At 71.9% G+C, this 15,673-nt stretch carries 14 protein-coding genes and 1 pseudogene; 8 read left to right on the top strand and 7 right to left on the bottom strand.

What is annotated here, in order from left to right:
* Window positions 1–102: 102 nt before the first annotated feature.
* Window positions 103–1,023 carry an NADP-dependent oxidoreductase gene (locus QBL21_RS26035; protein WP_407564651.1) on the top strand — a complete coding sequence of 307 codons (921 nt, stop codon included), beginning with the start codon at window positions 103–105 and terminating at the stop codon, window positions 1,021–1,023.
* Between the two features lie 325 nt (window positions 1,024–1,348).
* On the opposite strand, the gene QBL21_RS26030 is transcribed toward QBL21_RS26035, so the two are convergent.
* From QBL21_RS26030 to QBL21_RS26015, 4 genes are all read right to left on the bottom strand, one after another.
* Window positions 1,349–2,449 (bottom strand): hypothetical protein, encoded by a 1,101-nt coding sequence (locus tag QBL21_RS26030; RefSeq protein WP_407564650.1) that lies wholly within the window; start codon window positions 2,447–2,449, stop codon window positions 1,349–1,351.
* 130 nt (window positions 2,450–2,579) lie between these two features.
* Window positions 2,580–3,410, bottom strand: coding sequence for a carbohydrate ABC transporter permease (locus QBL21_RS26025; RefSeq protein ID WP_407564649.1), 831 nt, complete (start codon window positions 3,408–3,410; stop codon window positions 2,580–2,582).
* Entirely contained in the window at window positions 3,407–4,291 is an 885-nt protein-coding gene (locus QBL21_RS26020) for a carbohydrate ABC transporter permease (protein ID WP_407564648.1), read from the bottom strand. Before QBL21_RS26020 ends, QBL21_RS26025 begins: the two co-directional genes overlap by 4 nt.
* Window positions 4,288–5,607 (bottom strand): ABC transporter substrate-binding protein, encoded by a 1,320-nt coding sequence (locus QBL21_RS26015; RefSeq protein WP_407564647.1) that lies wholly within the window; start codon window positions 5,605–5,607, stop codon window positions 4,288–4,290. The genes QBL21_RS26020 and QBL21_RS26015 overlap by 4 nt, the downstream gene beginning before the upstream one ends.
* Window positions 5,608–5,800: 193 nt before the next feature.
* Here QBL21_RS26015 and QBL21_RS26010 point away from each other — a divergent pair, with 193 nt between their 5' ends.
* Complete coding sequence (locus QBL21_RS26010) at window positions 5,801–8,332, top strand: glycoside hydrolase family 2 protein (RefSeq protein ID WP_407564646.1); 2,532 nt, start codon at window positions 5,801–5,803, stop codon at window positions 8,330–8,332.
* On the top strand, window positions 8,329–9,357 hold the full coding sequence (locus QBL21_RS26005) for a LacI family DNA-binding transcriptional regulator (protein WP_407564645.1): 1,029 nt from the start codon (window positions 8,329–8,331) through the stop codon (window positions 9,355–9,357). The genes QBL21_RS26010 and QBL21_RS26005 overlap by 4 nt, the downstream gene beginning before the upstream one ends.
* Before the next feature lie 99 nt (window positions 9,358–9,456).
* On the opposite strand, the gene QBL21_RS26000 is transcribed toward QBL21_RS26005, so the two are convergent.
* Window positions 9,457–9,642, bottom strand: coding sequence for a DUF6480 family protein (locus QBL21_RS26000; RefSeq protein ID WP_407564644.1), 186 nt, complete (start codon window positions 9,640–9,642; stop codon window positions 9,457–9,459).
* A gap of 270 nt (window positions 9,643–9,912) precedes the next feature.
* Here QBL21_RS26000 and QBL21_RS25995 point away from each other — a divergent pair, with 270 nt between their 5' ends.
* On the top strand, window positions 9,913–10,449 hold the full coding sequence (locus QBL21_RS25995) for a Dps family protein (protein WP_407564643.1): 537 nt from the start codon (window positions 9,913–9,915) through the stop codon (window positions 10,447–10,449).
* A 56-nt stretch (window positions 10,450–10,505) separates the two neighbouring features.
* Here QBL21_RS25995 and QBL21_RS25990 read toward each other — a convergent pair whose 3' ends face one another.
* Window positions 10,506–10,766, bottom strand: coding sequence for an HU family DNA-binding protein (locus tag QBL21_RS25990; RefSeq protein WP_407564642.1), 261 nt, complete (start codon window positions 10,764–10,766; stop codon window positions 10,506–10,508).
* Window positions 10,767–11,068: 302 nt separating this feature from the next.
* Between QBL21_RS25990 and QBL21_RS25985 the strand changes: the two genes are divergently transcribed.
* A complete protein-coding gene (locus QBL21_RS25985) occupies window positions 11,069–11,602 on the top strand; it encodes a DinB family protein (RefSeq protein WP_407564641.1) in 534 nt (177 codons plus the stop codon).
* 131 nt (window positions 11,603–11,733) lie between these two features.
* On the opposite strand, the pseudogene QBL21_RS25980 reads toward QBL21_RS25985, so the two are convergent.
* Window positions 11,734–12,014: pseudogene (locus QBL21_RS25980) on the bottom strand (hypothetical protein); the annotation flags it as partial.
* 325 nt (window positions 12,015–12,339) lie between these two features.
* Between QBL21_RS25980 and QBL21_RS25975 the strand changes: the two are divergent.
* The 3 genes from QBL21_RS25975 (at window position 12,340) to QBL21_RS25965 (ending at window position 15,666) form a co-directional block, all read left to right on the top strand.
* On the top strand, window positions 12,340–13,593 hold the full coding sequence (locus tag QBL21_RS25975; RefSeq protein ID WP_407564640.1) for an ABC transporter substrate-binding protein: 1,254 nt from the start codon (window positions 12,340–12,342) through the stop codon (window positions 13,591–13,593).
* A 190-nt stretch (window positions 13,594–13,783) separates the two neighbouring features.
* The gene (locus QBL21_RS25970) at window positions 13,784–14,737 is read left to right on the top strand and encodes a carbohydrate ABC transporter permease (protein WP_407564639.1); all 954 of its coding nucleotides are present in this window, start codon (window positions 13,784–13,786) and stop codon (window positions 14,735–14,737) included.
* Window positions 14,734–15,666, top strand: coding sequence for a carbohydrate ABC transporter permease (locus tag QBL21_RS25965; protein WP_407564638.1), 933 nt, complete (start codon window positions 14,734–14,736; stop codon window positions 15,664–15,666). The genes QBL21_RS25970 and QBL21_RS25965 overlap by 4 nt, the downstream gene beginning before the upstream one ends.
* Window positions 15,667–15,673 lie beyond the last annotated feature (7 nt).

Here is a 15,673-nt window from a genome sequence, read left to right as displayed (position 1 = left end):
CCCCTGTTCGCCAGGGGATCGAAACCGCGCCGGTGCCCGCACCTCGGTGGGATAGTCGGTCCGTTCGGTGTCTACGGTCCCGAAGGAAGGTGATGGCCCGTGGTGTTCGCCGTGGGATTCTCCGGATACGGAGGCCCCGAGGTGCTGCGCCGCCTCGACGTCGAGGTGCCGGAGCCGGCCGCCGGCGAGGTACGCATCCGCGTCCGGTGCGCGGGCGTCAACCCGCTGGACTGCAAGCTGCGCGGCGGGCGGATGGCGGCCTTCCGGCCGCTGGAGTTCCCGTACGTCCCGGGGATGGAGGCGGCGGGCGTCGTCGAGTCCGCCGGCGCGGACGCGGGGTCGTGGCGGGTGGGCGACGAGGTGCTCGGGCCGGTGACCGCGGGGTACGCGGTGCAGACGCTGGCCCGCGCGGACCGGCTGGTCGCCAAGCCGCCGGGGCTGCCGTGGGAGCTGGCGGGCGGGCTGCCGGTGGCGGCGGAGACCGCGTACCGCACGCTGTCGGCGCTGCGGGTGGCCAAGGACGACACGCTGCTGGTGCACGGCGCCGCGGGCGGAGTGGGCAGCCTGGCGGTGCAGTTCGCGGTCTCGGCGGGGGTACGGGTCATCGGCACCGCGAGCCCCGGCAACCACGACTACCTGCGCTCGCTGGGCGCGGAGCCGGTCGCGTACGGGGAGGGCGTGGGCGCGCGGGTACGGGAGCTGACGCCGGGCGTGGACGCGGTGCTGGACGCCGCGGGCCGCGGCGTGCTGCCCGAGTCGGTGGAGCTGGCGGGCGGCCCGTCGCGGGTCCTGACGATCGCGGACGCGGCGGGCGCGCGGGCCGCCGGTGTGGGGTTCTCCCGGCTCGCGGACGGCGAGGACCAGCATGTGGCGGGGATCGAACGGGCGTTGGCGCTGTACCGCGACGGGCGCCTGCACATGCCGGTCTGGCGGGCGCTGCCGCTGGCGGAGGCGTCGGACGCGCACCGCGCGAGCGAGGAGGGCCACTTGCGCGGCAAGATCGTGCTGGTGGCGGACGACTAGAGACCTGCGGCCGGCCGGCGGGGGAGTACCGGGTGCCGGGCCGGTGCTGCGGAGGAGGCCGGAGCAACTGCCAGGGCCGGACCGCTTTGCCGCCGGGGCGGCGGGGCGGAGGCCGTGGCCGGGGCGGTGCGGAGCGTCCGGTCGGCTGCGTGTACGGCCGGGGGTGGCCGGTGTTCGGCGCGGGTGCGGGTGCGGGTGCGGGTGCGGGTGCCGGTGCGGGTGCGGGGGCCGGGGCCGGGGCCGGGTCGGGGGCGGCCCCCTGGGCTGGCTCCGCCGCGGCGGTGGTTGAGCGGGGCGGGCGCCGGAGGGCGGCGCCGCCGGGCGGTCAGCGGGCCAGGTCGAAGGTCTCGGCAGGACGCGGCGCGGGGCACGGGGCCCAACGGGGGCCCCGGTCCGCCGCGTTGCCTGCCGGCTCCCGCGCCTCCGACCCCGCCGCGAGGCCCGTGGCCGCCGCCGCGGTTCCCGCCACCGCCGGGGTTGGGGCCGTGAGTTGTCCCGCCGTCGAGGCTCCCGCCGCCGTCGGGGTCGCCGCCGCGTGTTGGTCCGGCGCCGTGCCTCCCGCCGCGGTCGTAGCCGTCGGTGTGTCCGGGCGGGAGAGGAGGAGGACGCCTCGGGTGGCCAGGGCTGTGGCTGCCAGGGCCACCGCCAGGCCCAGCGCGCCGCCGCTCAGGCGCTCGCCGAGCAGCGTGAGGCCGACCGCCGCGGACACCGCCGGGTTGACCAGGGTCGCCGTGGCCAGCGGGGCGCCGAGGCCGCCGCGGTAGGCGGCCTGCGAGAGCATCAGCCCGGCCGGGGCCAGCGCCGCCACCGCCAGCCCGGTCAGCACCGTGAAGGCGTCGAGGCCGGGCCGTACCGCGACCGTCTGGGTCAGCACCGAGCCGGCGCCGAAGGCGATCCCGGCGGCCGTGGCGTACACGATGCCGCCCGCCCGCGGCCCGGCGCCGCGCGCCGCCGCGCCGAGCGCGACCAGCGCCGCCGCGGTGGCCGCGACCGTGCCGAGCACCTGCGCCGGGGTGAGCACCTCGATGTGCCCGCCGCCGCGGACCAGTACCAGCACGCCCGCCAGGCCGGCCATCGTCAGCGCCGCGCCCCGCCACCGCGCCGCGCCGACCCGCCGCCGCCCGGCGCCGTCCGCGCCGCGCAGCGCGGCCTGGAGCGGCAGCGCGAGGACCAGCGTGAGGGCGCCCAGCGGCTGTATCAGGGTCAGCGGCCCGTACCGCAGGGCCAGTACGTGCAGCGCGGCGCCGGTGACGTTGAGACCGACCGACAGCCACCACGAGCCGCGCGTGAGCGCCGCCCAGACGCCCGCGTCGGCCTCCCGGCCCGCCCCCGCGACCCGCTCCTGGAGCACGGCGGCCCCCGCGTACGCGGCGGCGGAGGCGATGGCCAGCACCAGTGCTGTCGCGAGGCCGTTCATGCCGTTCATGTCCCCTCCGGTGGATCGAGCCTGTCCCCCGACGGTACGAAGCGTTGCGGTCAGGTTCCGTCCGCAAGGCCGTGCTGCCGTCGTTTCTGTGGACCGCCCGCGCCGCCCGAACTCATCGGAGGGGCTCAGCTCACTTCGTCGCCCCCCTCATGAACCCGTTGTAGATGTAGCGCTGGAGGAACAGGAAAACGGCGAGGGTCGGCAGGATGACCAGGATCGTGCCGGCCGAGATCGTCTCCCAGTGCGCCCCGTAGGGGCCCTTGAAGCGGAACAGCGCGGTGGACATGGTCCCGAGGTCGTCGGAGGGCATGTAGAGGAACGGGATGTAGAAGTCGTTGTAGACGGTCACGCCCTTGACGATGACCACCGTCGCGATCGCCGGTTTGAGCAGCGGGAAGATGATCTTCCGGTAGATCGTGAAGGAGTTCGCGCCCTCCAGCCGCGCCGACTCGTCGAGCGAGACCGGTATGGAGCGGATGAACTGGAGGAAGATGTAGATCGAGACGATGTCCGTGCCCATGTAGAGCACGATGGGCGCCATCCGGCTGTTGACCATCCCGAAGCTGTCGACGATCTGGAACGTCGCCACCTGCGTGGTCACCCCGGGCACCATCGCCGCGACCAGGAAGAGCCCCACCACCAGCTTCCGGAAGCGGAACCGGAAGCGGTCGATCGCGTACGCCGTCATCGAGCCGATGAGCACCGTGCCGGCGATCGCGAAGACCAGGATGACCGCGGTGTTGGCGAACGCCGACAGCATCCGGCCGTCCTCGAAGGCGGTCGCGTAGTTGTCGAGGTTGAACGGGTTGCCGGGCAGGGAGAGCGCCCCGCCGTCGCCGGCCATCTCCTCCGGGGTCTTCAGCGAGGTGAGCAGGACCACCAGCAGCGGCAGCACCACGACCACGGCGGCCACGGCCAGCGACAGGTACGTCAGCGTGCGGGAGACGACGGCCGACTTCATACCAGCTCCCCCGCCTTCTCGTCCGGTACGAGCATCCGCTGCACCCAGGTAACGGCGAGCACGATCAGCAGCAGCACCACGGCCGCGGCCGAGGCAAGCCCGGTCTTGTTGAAGGTGAACGCGAGGTCGACCGTCTGGATCACGAACGTCTCGGTGCCGGTCGCGCCGCCCGTCATGACGTACGGGATCTCGAAGACCGCCAGCGAGCCGGAGACCGCCAGGATCACGCTGAGGCTGATCACCGGCCGGATGCCCGGCGCGATGAGGTGCCGGAACTGCTGCCAGCGGTTGGCGCCGTCCAGCTCCGCGGCCTCGTACAACTCGCCCGGGATGGACTGGATGGCGCCGAGGAACAGCACGAAGTTCAGGCCCATGAAGCGCCAGACGGACACCCCGGCGAGCGAGAGGTTGGCGGAGGTGGAGTCGCCGAGCCAGGCGCGGTCGGGCTCGTCGCCGAAGAGGCCGACCAGGGAGTCGAGCGTGCCGCCGTCCTGGAAGAAGTAGAGGAAGACGAAGCCGATGGCGACGCCGTTGACCAGGTACGGGAAGAACAGGATGCCCTTGAGGAAGTTGCGGAAGCGGACCCGGAAGCTGAGCACCGTCGCGAAGTACAGCGCCAGCGCGATCTGCACGGCCGAGGCGGCGAGGTAGTAGCCGCTGACGAAGAAGACCTCGAACAGCTCGGAGCGGGTGAAGAGGTCGGAGTAGTTCTCCGTGCCGACGTAGTTCAGCTCCGGGCTCAGCCCGTCCCAGTCGGTGAAGCTGTACGCGACCATGTTGGCGACCGGCGCGTACGTGAACGTGATCAGCAGCGCCAGCGGGGCGGCGAGGAACAGCCACGGCACCGCACCGCCCCGCGGCCGGCGCCTGCGTGCGGTCACCGGTACCCCAGTTCCTCGGCGGTGCCCGTCCAGCGCTCGGAGAGGTCCGCGAAGAGGTCGTCGGCGCTGCCGTCCCGGGCGCCGCGGGCGATGTCGACCAGGTCCTGGAGGTAGTCCGGGTCGTCGATGCCGACCTCCGAGGCGTCGTCCAGCTCCTTCAGCTCCGCGCCCTTCGACTGGTCCAGCTCCAGCAGTTGGACGTCCTGCTCCTCGTACGCGGCGAGCACGTCGGGCAGCGGGGCGTCGCGCAGGGTGGAGACGTTCATGTTGTCCTCGGGGTAGCCGGACTTCTCCGCGAACCAGTCGACCCAGGCGCGCGCGGCCTCCTTGTGCTCGGAGTGGATGCTCACGGCCTGCTGGTAGTCGGGGGAGAGGCCGGCGCAGAACTTCCCGTCGACCTGGAGCGGGAAGGGCATGAAGCCGATGTCGTCCGGGTTCTTCCCGGCCTGCTCGGCGGCGTCGCGCATCTGGACGACGGCCCAGGAGCCGAGGAACATCGTGGCGATCTCGCCCTTGGCGAGCTGCGGCTTGGAGCCCTCCCAGTTGGTGGTGGTCGGGTCCTTCTCGGCCAGGCCCCGGTCCACGATGTCGTACAGCAGGGTGTCCACGGTCCGTACGGTGCCGCCCTCGGCGAAGGGGTCGCCCTCGACCACCTCGACGTCCGCGCGCTCGTCGCAGCTCGCGGAGGAGTGCGCGGGCCACCACTGGGACAGCGGCCAGCCGTCCTTGAAGTTGGTGTAGTACGGGACGGCGTCGGTCTGCTCCTTGACGGCCTTGAGGTCGTCGAGGAACTCCGCCGGGGTGGTGGGCCATTCGGTGACGCCGGCCTGCTCCCAGACGCGCTTGTTGTAGACGAAGCCGGGGATGCTGCCGTAGATGCTGACCCCGTAGACCTCGCCGTCGACCGTGGAGTAGTCGGTGAAGCGGAACTTCTCGGCGCGCTGCGCCCGGCTGCCCAGCGAGGCGAAGAACCGCGGGTAGTCGTTCTTCTTCACCCGGCCCGGGATCATCAGGACGTCGCCGTAGTCGTCCGAGTTCATCCGGGTCTTGACTTCGCCCTCGTAGTCGGTGACCCCGTCGAACTCGATCTCGACGTTCGGGTACGTCTTGCGGAACTCGGCCGCGTACGCGTCCATCGTGCCGTTCTCGACGAGGTCGGTGCGGTGCGTGATGACCTCGATCGTGCCGGAGACCTTCTCCGGGTCGCCGGCCGCCTTCGCCTCCTGCTTCTCCGACGAGGCCCCGCTGCCCGTGCAGCCGGCCGTCGTCGCGAGCGCGGCGGCCAGCAGCGCACCGGCAAGCGCCCTTCCCTTCATCGTCACCATCTCCGTTCGCTGAGCCCGGCCTGTGGTGCTAAACCGGTTGAGTGAAGGCCCCGTTTCTTGACGAGGAACCATCCCCCAGCCCGGCGGTGACGTCAACCTCTTCGACGGAGAAAGAACTTGACCGGTTTATGGACAGGGTAGGGAGGGGCGGCTACGTTGGGCGAGACCCGAGATTGGAGCACCCATGAAGGACGTCATCCCGCTCACCGAGGGCTGGACCCTGTGGCACGGCAGGGACCGGCTGCCCGCGCGGGTGCCGGGCTGCGTCCACACGGACCTGCTCGCCGCCGGCGTCATCCCCGACCCGTACCTCGGCACGAACGAGACCGACGTCGCCTGGGTCGGCCGCCGGGACTGGACGTACGAGACACAGATCGCGCCCTACGACGGGCCGCACGAGCGCACCGACCTCGTCTTCGACGGCCTCGACACCGCCGCCGCGCTCCGGCTCGGCGGTGAACCGCTCGGCGCCGTCCGCAACATGCACCGCGGCTACCGCTTCGACGTCACCGGCCACTCCGGCCCGCTCGCCGTGGCCTTCACCTCCGCCTACGCCGAGGCCGAGGCGGTACGCGCGCGCACCGGCGACCGCCCCAACGCGTATCCCCACCCCTTCCCGTTCATCCGCAAGATGGCCTGCTCCTTCGGCTGGGACTGGGGCCCCACGCTGGTCACCGCCGGCATCTGGCGCCCCGCCAGGCTGGAGCGCTGGAGCACCGCGCGGCTGGCCCGGGTGCGCCCGCTGGTGACGGTCGACGCCGACGGCACCGGCCGCGTCGAGGTGCGCCTCGACGCCGAACGCACCGCCGCGGGCGCGCACCGCCCGCTCACCGTCCGCGCCCGCGTCGGCGGTGCCGAGGCGACGGCGGTGCTCGACGGCGCGGACGCCACCGTCGAACTCGCCCTCGACCGGCCCGAGCTGTGGTGGCCCCGCGGCTACGGCGGCCAGCCGCTCTACGCGCTGGAGGTCACCCTCCACGACGGCGCCACCGCCGAAGGCCCGCTCCTCGACTCCTGGACCCGCCGCGTCGGCTTCCGCACCGTCCACCTCGACACCGGAGCCGACGCGCACGGCTCCCGCTTCACCCTCGTCGTCAACGGCGAACCCCTCTTCGCCCGCGGCGTCAACTGGATCCCCGACGACGCCCTGCCCGCCCGCCTCACCCCCGCCCGCTACCGCGAGCGGCTGCGGCAGGCGGCGGACGCGGGCGTCGACCTCGTACGCGTCTGGGGCGGCGGCATCTACGAGAGCGAAGACTTCTACGACGCCTGCGACGAACTCGGCCTCATGGTCTGGCAGGACTTCCCCTTCGCCTGCGCCGCCTACCCCGAGGACCAGCCGCTGCGCGGCGAGGTCGAGGCCGAGGCCCGCGACAACGTCGTCCGCCTCATGCCGCACCCCTCGCTGGTCCTGTGGTGCGGCAACAACGAGAACCTGTGGGGCTTTCGCGACTGGGACTGGGAGGACGCGCTCGCCGGCGACTCCTGGGGCGAGGGCTACTACCTCGGCGTGCTGCCCCGCGTCGTCGCCGAACTGGACCCCACCCGCCCGTACTGGCCGGGCAGCCCCTGGTCCGGCTCCTGGGCGCACCACCCCAACGACCCGGCGCACGGCAACCACCACGACTGGGAGGTGTGGAACCGCGCCGACTACACCGACTACCACGCCGCCGTCCCGCGCTTCGTCGCCGAGTTCGGCTGGCAGGCGCCGCCCGCCTGGGCCACCCTGCGCCTCGCGCTGGGCGACGGCCCGCAGCTCGCCGCCACCTCGCCCGCCATGCTCCACCACCAGAAGGCCGACGACGGCAACGGCAAGCTGGAGCGCGGCCTCGCCCGCCACTTCGCCGTCCCCGACGGCACCGCCGACTTCGCCCGCTGGCACTACCTCATGCAGGTCAACCAGGCCCGCGCGATCGCCGCCGGCATCGAGCACTGGCGGTCGCACTGGCCGGTGTGCGCGGGCACCGTCGTCTGGCAGCTCAACGACTGCTGGCCGGTCACCTCCTGGTCCGCCATCGACGGCGACGGCCGCCTCAAGCCGCTCTACCACGAGCTGCGCCGGCTCTACGCCGACCGGCTGCTGACCGTACGCGAGGGGGGCGGGCCGGCCGGCGGCCTGGCGGTGGCCGTCGTCAACCAGGGCGCCGGGCCCTGGTCAGGCACCCTGGTGCTGCGCCGCACGGCGGTGGACGGGGGCGTGGTCGCCGAGGCGCGGGTCCCCTTCACGGCCGGGGCCCGGGCCGTCGCCGAGGTACCGGTGCCGGCCGGGCTGGTGCCGTCCGCGGCGTCCGCGAAGGAGCTGCTGGTCGCCGAGGCGGACGGGCTGCGGGCGCTGCACTTCCCGGTGCGGGACAAGGACTTCGCGTACCCGCGGCCGGAGTTCGGCGTGGCGGTGGTACGCGCCGGGGCGGCGGAGCCGGATAGGGTCGACGTCGTGGTCACCGCCCACACCTTCGTACGAGACCTGCTGCTCCAGCCCGACCGGCTCGACCCGGCCGCCACCGCCGACCAGGGGCTGCTGACGCTGCTGCCCGGCGAGCGCGCGACGATCGCCGTCCGCGGCTGGCCCGCGCCCGCGGCACCGGCGCCGGGACCGCCCGGAGCGTCCGGCGCGCCCGGCGCTTCCGGGGCTTCCGAGGCGTCCGGGGCTTCCGGCGACGACGATCCCGCCGTCGCCGCCGTGCGCGCCGCGCTCTTCTGCGTGGAGCCCGCGTGAGCGGCGGTCCGCCGGCCAAGGTGACGATCAAGGACGTCGCCGCCCGTGCCGGCGTCTCCAAGGGCGCCGTCTCGCTGGCCTTCAACAACCGCCCGGGCCTGGCCGACGCCACCCGCGACCGTATCTTCGCCGCCGCCCGCGAGCTGGGCTGGGCGCCGAACCTCGCCGCCCGCTCGCTGTCCAGCTCCCGCGTAGACGCCGTGGGCCTGGCCATCTGCCGCCCGGCCCGGCTGCTCGGACTGGAGCCGTTCTACATGGAGTTCGTCTCCGGCATCGAGAGCGTGCTCGCCGAGCAGTCGTGCTCGCTGCTGCTGCGGCTGGTCCGCGACCTGGACGAGGAGGTGGCGCAGCAGGAGCGGTGGTGGAAGTCGAAGCAGGTCGCCGGGTCGATCCTGGTGGACTTCCTCACCGACGACCCGCGGCTGCCGGCGGTCCGCGCGCTCGGCATGCCGGTGATCGCCGTCGGCCACCCCTCGCTGACCGGCGGCTTCCCGTCGCTGTGGACGGACGACGCCACCGCCGTCGCCGAGGCGGTGCGCTATCTGGCCGCCCTCGGCCACCGGCGCATCGCGCACGTCGGGGGTGCGGCGGAGCTGGGCCACAGCGCGATCCGCAACGCGGCCTTCGCGGCCACCGTCCGCGAACTCGGCCTCGACGCGGGCCGGCAGACGCCCACCGGGTTCTCCGGCGAGGACGGCGGGCGCGCCACCCGTACCCTGCTGGCCTCGGCGGAGCGGCCCACGGCGATCCTCTACGACAACGACATCATGGCCGTCGCCGGGCTGTCGGTGGCCTCCGAGATGGGCCTGTCGGTGCCCGCGGACCTCTCGCTGCTCGCCTGGGACGACTCCCAGTTGTGCCGGCTCACCCACCCCACGCTCTCCGCAATGAGCCACGACGTGCACGGCTTCGGCGCCGAGGTGGCGCGGGCGCTGTTCGCCCTCATGACCACCGGGGAGGCCGAGTCCCGTCAGGTGCCGACGCCGGCCCTGACCCCGCGCGGCTCGACGGGCCCGCCGCCGTGAGCGCGGCGCCCGCGCACCGCACCGGGCGGTGACCGGCGCGCCCGGCGCGCCCGGCGCTCCCGCGCCGCCCGCACCGCGAACGGCCGGATCGCGCGTCCACTAGGTGTGCGCGGAGATGACGCGGGCGAGGAAGAAGCCGGCGAAGAGCACGGCGCCCAGGACGATGAGCCCCAGCCAGATGCCGGGGTGGTCCCACGGCCCTCCGTCCGCGCGTTCCTCGTGGGCCTCGGCCGTCGAGCCTTCGGCCGGCGGAGTCTCCTCGGGAGGCACGCGGGGTTCGGTCATGTCTCCAGGCTCCTCCAGGTACCCGTGGCCCGCATCCGCTGACGGCCGGGCGGCGGCCGGGCCAGGTCGCCGGACGGCGTGCGGCGGGGTCCACGGCGGCAGGACCCGAAGCCGCCCGTGCTCCACTCCGGTGAGGAGCAGGGCACGTCGGGCGCGGCCGTGCGACGAATCGCCCAAGGGTCTGCTCTTGTGTTCATCACCGCACATGACCATCCGAGGAGCAGCACCGTGCCGTCACCCAGCTCCCGCCTGTCGTACACCGTTCCGGGAATGAGTTCGCAGGACAGCAGCCGCATCATCGGCATGCTCCAGATGCGGCTGCACGCCCTCAACGACCTCCATCTGACCTTGAAGCACGTGCACTGGAACGTCGTCGGACCGCATTTCATCGCCGTCCACGAGATGCTCGACCCGCAGGTCGACAAGGTCCGTTCCATGACCGACGACATCGCCGAACGGATCTCCACCCTGGGCGGCGAGCCGACCGGGACCCCCGGCGCGCTGGTCGACGCGCGCTCCTGGAGCGACTACTCGATCGGCCGTGCCGAAGCCATCGCGCACCTGGGTGCCCTGGATCTCGTCTACACGGCCGTCATCGAGGACCACCGCGAGTGCATGCAGGCTACGGAGACCTCCGATCCGGTCACGCAGGACATGCTGATCGAGCAACTGCGCGGCCTGGAGCTGTTCCAGTGGTTCGTGCGCGCACACCTGGAGTCCAGCGGCGGTGAGCTGAGCACCCGCGGTGCCACGACCGAGAGCGGCGCCGCCGGGCAGGCCGCGGACCAGGCGCGCGATCAGCCCTGACCGGACCCGCCGGTTGCGACCGGGCGGGCACCGCGGTCTTCCGGGTGCCGCTGCCGTCAGCGAACGGTGCCGTTGACGAATTCGCTGAGCGCTTGTCCCGGTCGCAGAGCGGGGCGGGAACCGTCGTCGAGGTGAAAGGCGCCGAAGCCGATCACCGTGACCGTCTCGCCGTGCCGGAGACCTTCGGCGATCGCCCCCGGGCGTTCCACCGTGCCGAAGAGCGCGTCGATCACCCGCCCCACCTCGTCGGGAGCCAACCCGGCACCGGTCTCCGCCGTCTTGCCCGCGACCGCTTCCACGAGAGTGTCCCTGTTCATCAGGCTCCTTGCGGGAGCTGCGCGGCTCCCGTTGCGAGGTAAGTGCCACTTCGTCCGGCAGGGGCCGGCACGCTCCGCACCCTTCTTCGCCACCCTTCTCCACGCGAGTCGACGCGCTCCGGGAAGGGCCGGCCAGGCCGTCCTGTGACCAGTTGAGTACCTCCGCGGCCACTCCGCCAGCCGGAACGGTCAGTCGGGCGAAGGCTCCTCCGACGGCGGACCGTCGATTAAGCAGCGCTTACCGGTCCATTGAACGAATTCTCGCTGGTGCTGCACAGTCCTCCGCGGGGAGACTGGCAGGCATGATCACACCGGACACCAAGGACTGGACCTGGGTCCTGGAGCGCCCCTGCCCCGAGTGCGGCTTCGCGGCGGCCGAGACCCGCGCGCCGGACGTCCCCGCGCTGGTGCGCAAGTGCGCCGTGCGCTGGGTGCAGGTCCTGGCCGACGAGCCGGCGCGGCTGCGCGCGCGGCCCCGGCCCGACGTGTGGTCGGCGCTGGAGTACGCCTGCCACGTCCGCGACGTCTTCCGGCTCTACGACGAGCGGCTGCACCTGATGCTCACCGAGGACGGCCCGCACTTCCCCGACTGGCCGCAGGACGAGACCGCGATCGAGGCCCGCTACGGCGAGCAGGACCCGCTCCAGGTCGCCGCCGAGCTGTCCGCCTGGGGCGAGACGGTCGCCGAGCACCTGGACGAGGTCGGCGAGGGGCAGTGGCGGCGGACGGGGTTCCGCAGCGACGGCGCGGAGTTCACGGTCGACACGATCGCGCGCTACTTCGTGCACGACGTGATCCACCACCTGTACGACGTGGGGGCGTCCCTGCACCGCTGAACGCCTCCGCCGGGGGAGGGGTTCTCCGGGGGCTTCGCCCCGGACCCCCGTGGGGCACCCCTGCACCGCCGGCGGCCCGGACCCGGCGGGCCGGTTCATCCCCTGGCCCGGCCCGCCGTTCTCATCCGCCCGGGCCGGTCGGGCCCGACCGGCCCGGGCGGTCGGTCTCCTGGGTCTCCCAGGTGATGATCCCGTCCTTGACGTAGACCTTCCAGCGGCACGAGCCGGTGCAGTTCACACCGTGCGTGGAGCGGACCACCTTGTCGTGGCTCCACCGGTCGCGGTAGAAGACGTCGCCCGCTCTGCCGCCCGTTTTCGTCACCGTACGTAGGTCCGGCGAGACCGCGCCGCGGGTGAACCAGCGGCCCGTACGCGACAGCAGGTCGGTGGCGGCACCGTCGGTTCCGGCCACGGCTACCTCGGATCTCTCGCGCTCTGCGGCGGTGGGGGACGGGATGGCGGTGGCCACCCTGCCTGCGCCACGCGATCAACGCTAAGGGCCGACCGGCCCCCGAACACGGCCGAGAGGCCCGTACGGGTGACTACTCAAAGTGACCGCCGGAAGCCAAACGGAAGCAGCCGGAAGCGCCTGATTGCAGGCAGGTCACGGCAGTGGCCTAGACCTGTTCGCGAGAGGCGCCCGTCGGTAGGCTGACGCCCAGCGCACGCTGGATGATCTTCATCTGGCCGTAAACCAGCGCCGAGGACAAAGGGGTTCAACAGTGAGGACAGTACGGTTGATCAGTGCCGGCGCAGCGGCCTCTGCGCTGGTACTGGGGCTTGCGGCATGTGGTGACGACGGGGGCAGCTCCGACGGCACGACCACCATCAAGCTGGTTGCGGCCGACTACGGCGACAAGGCGTCGAACGCGTCCAAGATCTACTGGGACGACGTCGTCAAGGGCTTCGAGGCGAAGAACAAGGACATCAAGGTCGACGTCCAGGTCATCAACTGGAACGACATCGACAGCAAGGTCAAGACGATGATCCAGGGCGGGAACGTCCCGGACATCCTCCAGACCGGCGGTTACGCGGACAAGGTCGCCGACGACCTGCTGTACGAGGCCGACGAGGTGCTCTCGCCCAAGACGAAGTCGAACCTCATCGAGTCCTTCGCCAAGGCGGGCGAGGTCGACGGCACCCAGTACGGCATCCCGTTCGTCTCCTCGGCGCGGCTGATGTTCTACAACAAGGAAGTCCTCGACAAGGCCGGCGTGGAGGTCCCGCAGAGCTGGGACGACGTCGCCGCCGCGGCTAGTAAGATCAAGGACGAGAAGGCCGCCGAGATCCCCTACGCGCTGCCGCTGGGCCCGGAGGAGACCCAGGGCGAGACGATGATGTGGGAGCTGGGCAACGGCGGCGGCTACACCGACGCCGAGGGCAACTACACCCTCGACAGCGACCAGAACGTCGAGACCTTCGACTGGCTGAAGGAGAACCTGGTCGACCCGGGTCTCACCTACCAGAACCCCGCCACCACCGACCGCAAGACGGCCTTCGCCGACTTCGCCGCCGGCAAGGTGGGCATGCTCAACGGCCACCCGACGCTGATCCAGATGGCCAAGGACGGCGGCGTCGACTACGACGTGGCGCCGATCCCCGGCAAGGACGGCCCGCTGGACTCCACCCTCGGCGTCGCCGACTGGATGATGGCGTTCAAGGACGGCGGCAAGCAGGAAGAGATCAAGAAGTTCCTGGACTTCGCGTACTCCAAGGAGAACACGCTGAAGTTCGACGAGATGTACAACCTCATGCCGGTGACCACGGACACCCTTGAGGAGATGCAGACGAACGGCAAGCACAAGGACCTGGAGCCCTTCTTCGAGGTGCTGCCGTCCGCCGAGTTCTACCCGCTGGGCAACACGAGCTGGGACGTCGTCTCCGCCGAGATCAAGAAGTCGGGCGGCAAGGCCGCGTCCGACGACCCGGGCAAGGTGCTCGGCGAGCTCCAGCAGAAGGCCGAGGACACCGCCGCCGACATGGGCGAGTGACCCGGCACGGGTTCTGACCCGCCCCGGTGACCCCTCCGGGCCGGGCCGCCGCGCCGCAGCGCGCGGCGGCCCGCCCCGGCACCGTCGCCCCGGCATCCCGTGCCCTCGCGCGGCGCGCGCACGACGCGCCGCCGCGCCCAAGTAGCCCAAGCGCGGTCCCCTCAACCGCCGTACCCGCAAGGAGTCCCCCGTGCCCGTCACGGTCAAGGAGCCCGCGGCCGGTACCGGCCCCGGGCCCGGCGGGCGGAAGGTCGGGCCGCAGCGCAGCCGTCGCGGCGGCCTCGCCCGGCTCGGCCCGCTGCCCTGGATTGCCCCCGCCGTCCTGCTGATCGTCGTGGTGGTCCTGTGGCCCATCTACGAACTGATCCGCACCTCGTTCCTCAACGTCAGCATCAGCGGTTTCGTCCGCGGCTCGGCCGGCACCGAGAAGTACCGCCAGCTCTTCGACGAGTCCGGCTTCGGCAGCGTGCTGACGATGACAGTGGTATGGACCGTCGCCGTCGTCGGCGTCACCATGCTGCTCTCGCTGGGCCTCGCCCAGTTGTTCAACAAGCCGTTCCCGGGCCGCACCGTCACCCGCTGGGCGCTCATCGCGCCGTGGGCGGCCTCGGTGCTGATGACCGCCATCGGCTTCCGCTGGATGCTCGACCAGACCGCCGGTGTGCTCAACACCCTGATGGCCGACATCGGTCTGATCGACGGGCCGAAGGACTGGCTGGGCGATCCCGCGACCGCCTGGCCGTGGATGATGTTCGTCGCGGTCTTCGTCTCGCTGCCGTTCACCACGTACACGCTGCTCGCCGGGTTGCAGACCATCCCGCAGGAGGTGTACGAGGCCGCCCGTATCGACGGCGCCAACTCGCGCCAGACCTACTGGCGGGTGACCGTGCCGCTGCTGCGGCCGGCGTTCCTCGTCGGCTTCGTCATCAACCTGATCAACGTCTTCAACTCGTTCCCGGTCATCTGGGCCATGACCAAGGGCGGGCCCGGCAGCGACACCGCCACGACCACGGTGTTCATGTACCAGTTGAAGGACACCGACATCGGGGAGTCCGCCGCGATGTCCGTGGTCAACTTCGCGATGGTCGTCGTACTCGTGCTGATCTTCCTCAAGGTCAGCCGCTGGAACAAGGAGGACGCATGAAGGTCTCCGCGCCCTCAGGCACACCCGGTGACGCCGTCGCCAAGGACCCCGAAGACAAGGGGGGCAAGGGCGGCAAGTCGGGCAAGGGCGGCAAGGGCGCCGCCAAGCCGCGCAGGTTCGGCCCGCGCACCCTCGTCACCGCCGCGAGCGCCTGGATGCTGGCGGTCATCTTCATCGCGCCGTACCTGGAGATGATCATCACGGCGCTGCGGCCCGCGAACGAGCTGCGCGACCGTACGTACCTGCCCTCGTCCTTCGAGTGGAAGAACTTCGCCGACGCCTGGAAGCAGTCCACGCTCGCCGACAACCTCCAGGTCACCCTGCTCATCGCGGGCGGCGCCACGCTGCTCGTGCTGCTGGTGTCGCTGCCGGCCGCGTACTACACGGCGCGGGTGCGCTACCGCGGTCGCAAGGCGTTCCTGCTGCTGGTGCTGGTCACCCAGATGTTCCAGCCCACCGCGCTGCTCATCGGCCTGTACCGCCAGTTCCACCAGCTCGACATGCTGAACTCCACCTGGACGCTGATCCTGGCCAACGGCGCGTTCAACCTCGCCTTCGCGGTCTGGATCCTCACCGCCTACATCTCCTCCATCCCGGCGGAGCTGGAGGAGGCGGCGATGGTCGACGGCACCGGGCGGTTCGGCGCGCTGTTCCGGGTGACGCTGCCGCTGGCGATGCCGGGCGTGGTCACGGCGCTCATCTTCACGTTCATCTCGACGTGGAACGAGTTCGTGATGGGCCTGACGCTGATGACCGAGCCGGAGAAGCAGCCGCTGACCGTCGGCATCAACAACTTCATCGGCAACTACACCGTCGAATGGAACTACCTCTTCGCGGCCTCGGTCGTCGCCATCCTCCCGGTCGTCGTGCTCTTCGCCTTCATCGAGCGGCACGTCGTCTCGGGTCTGACGGCCGGCTCGGTGAAGTAGGGCCCGC

This window comes from Streptomyces sp. 184 (genome assembly GCF_045781775.1).
Lineage (GTDB): Bacteria > Actinomycetota > Actinomycetes > Streptomycetales > Streptomycetaceae > Streptomyces.
The sequence above is the reverse complement of the archived record's forward strand: the minus strand, read 5'-3'. Positions and strand labels throughout refer to the sequence as shown.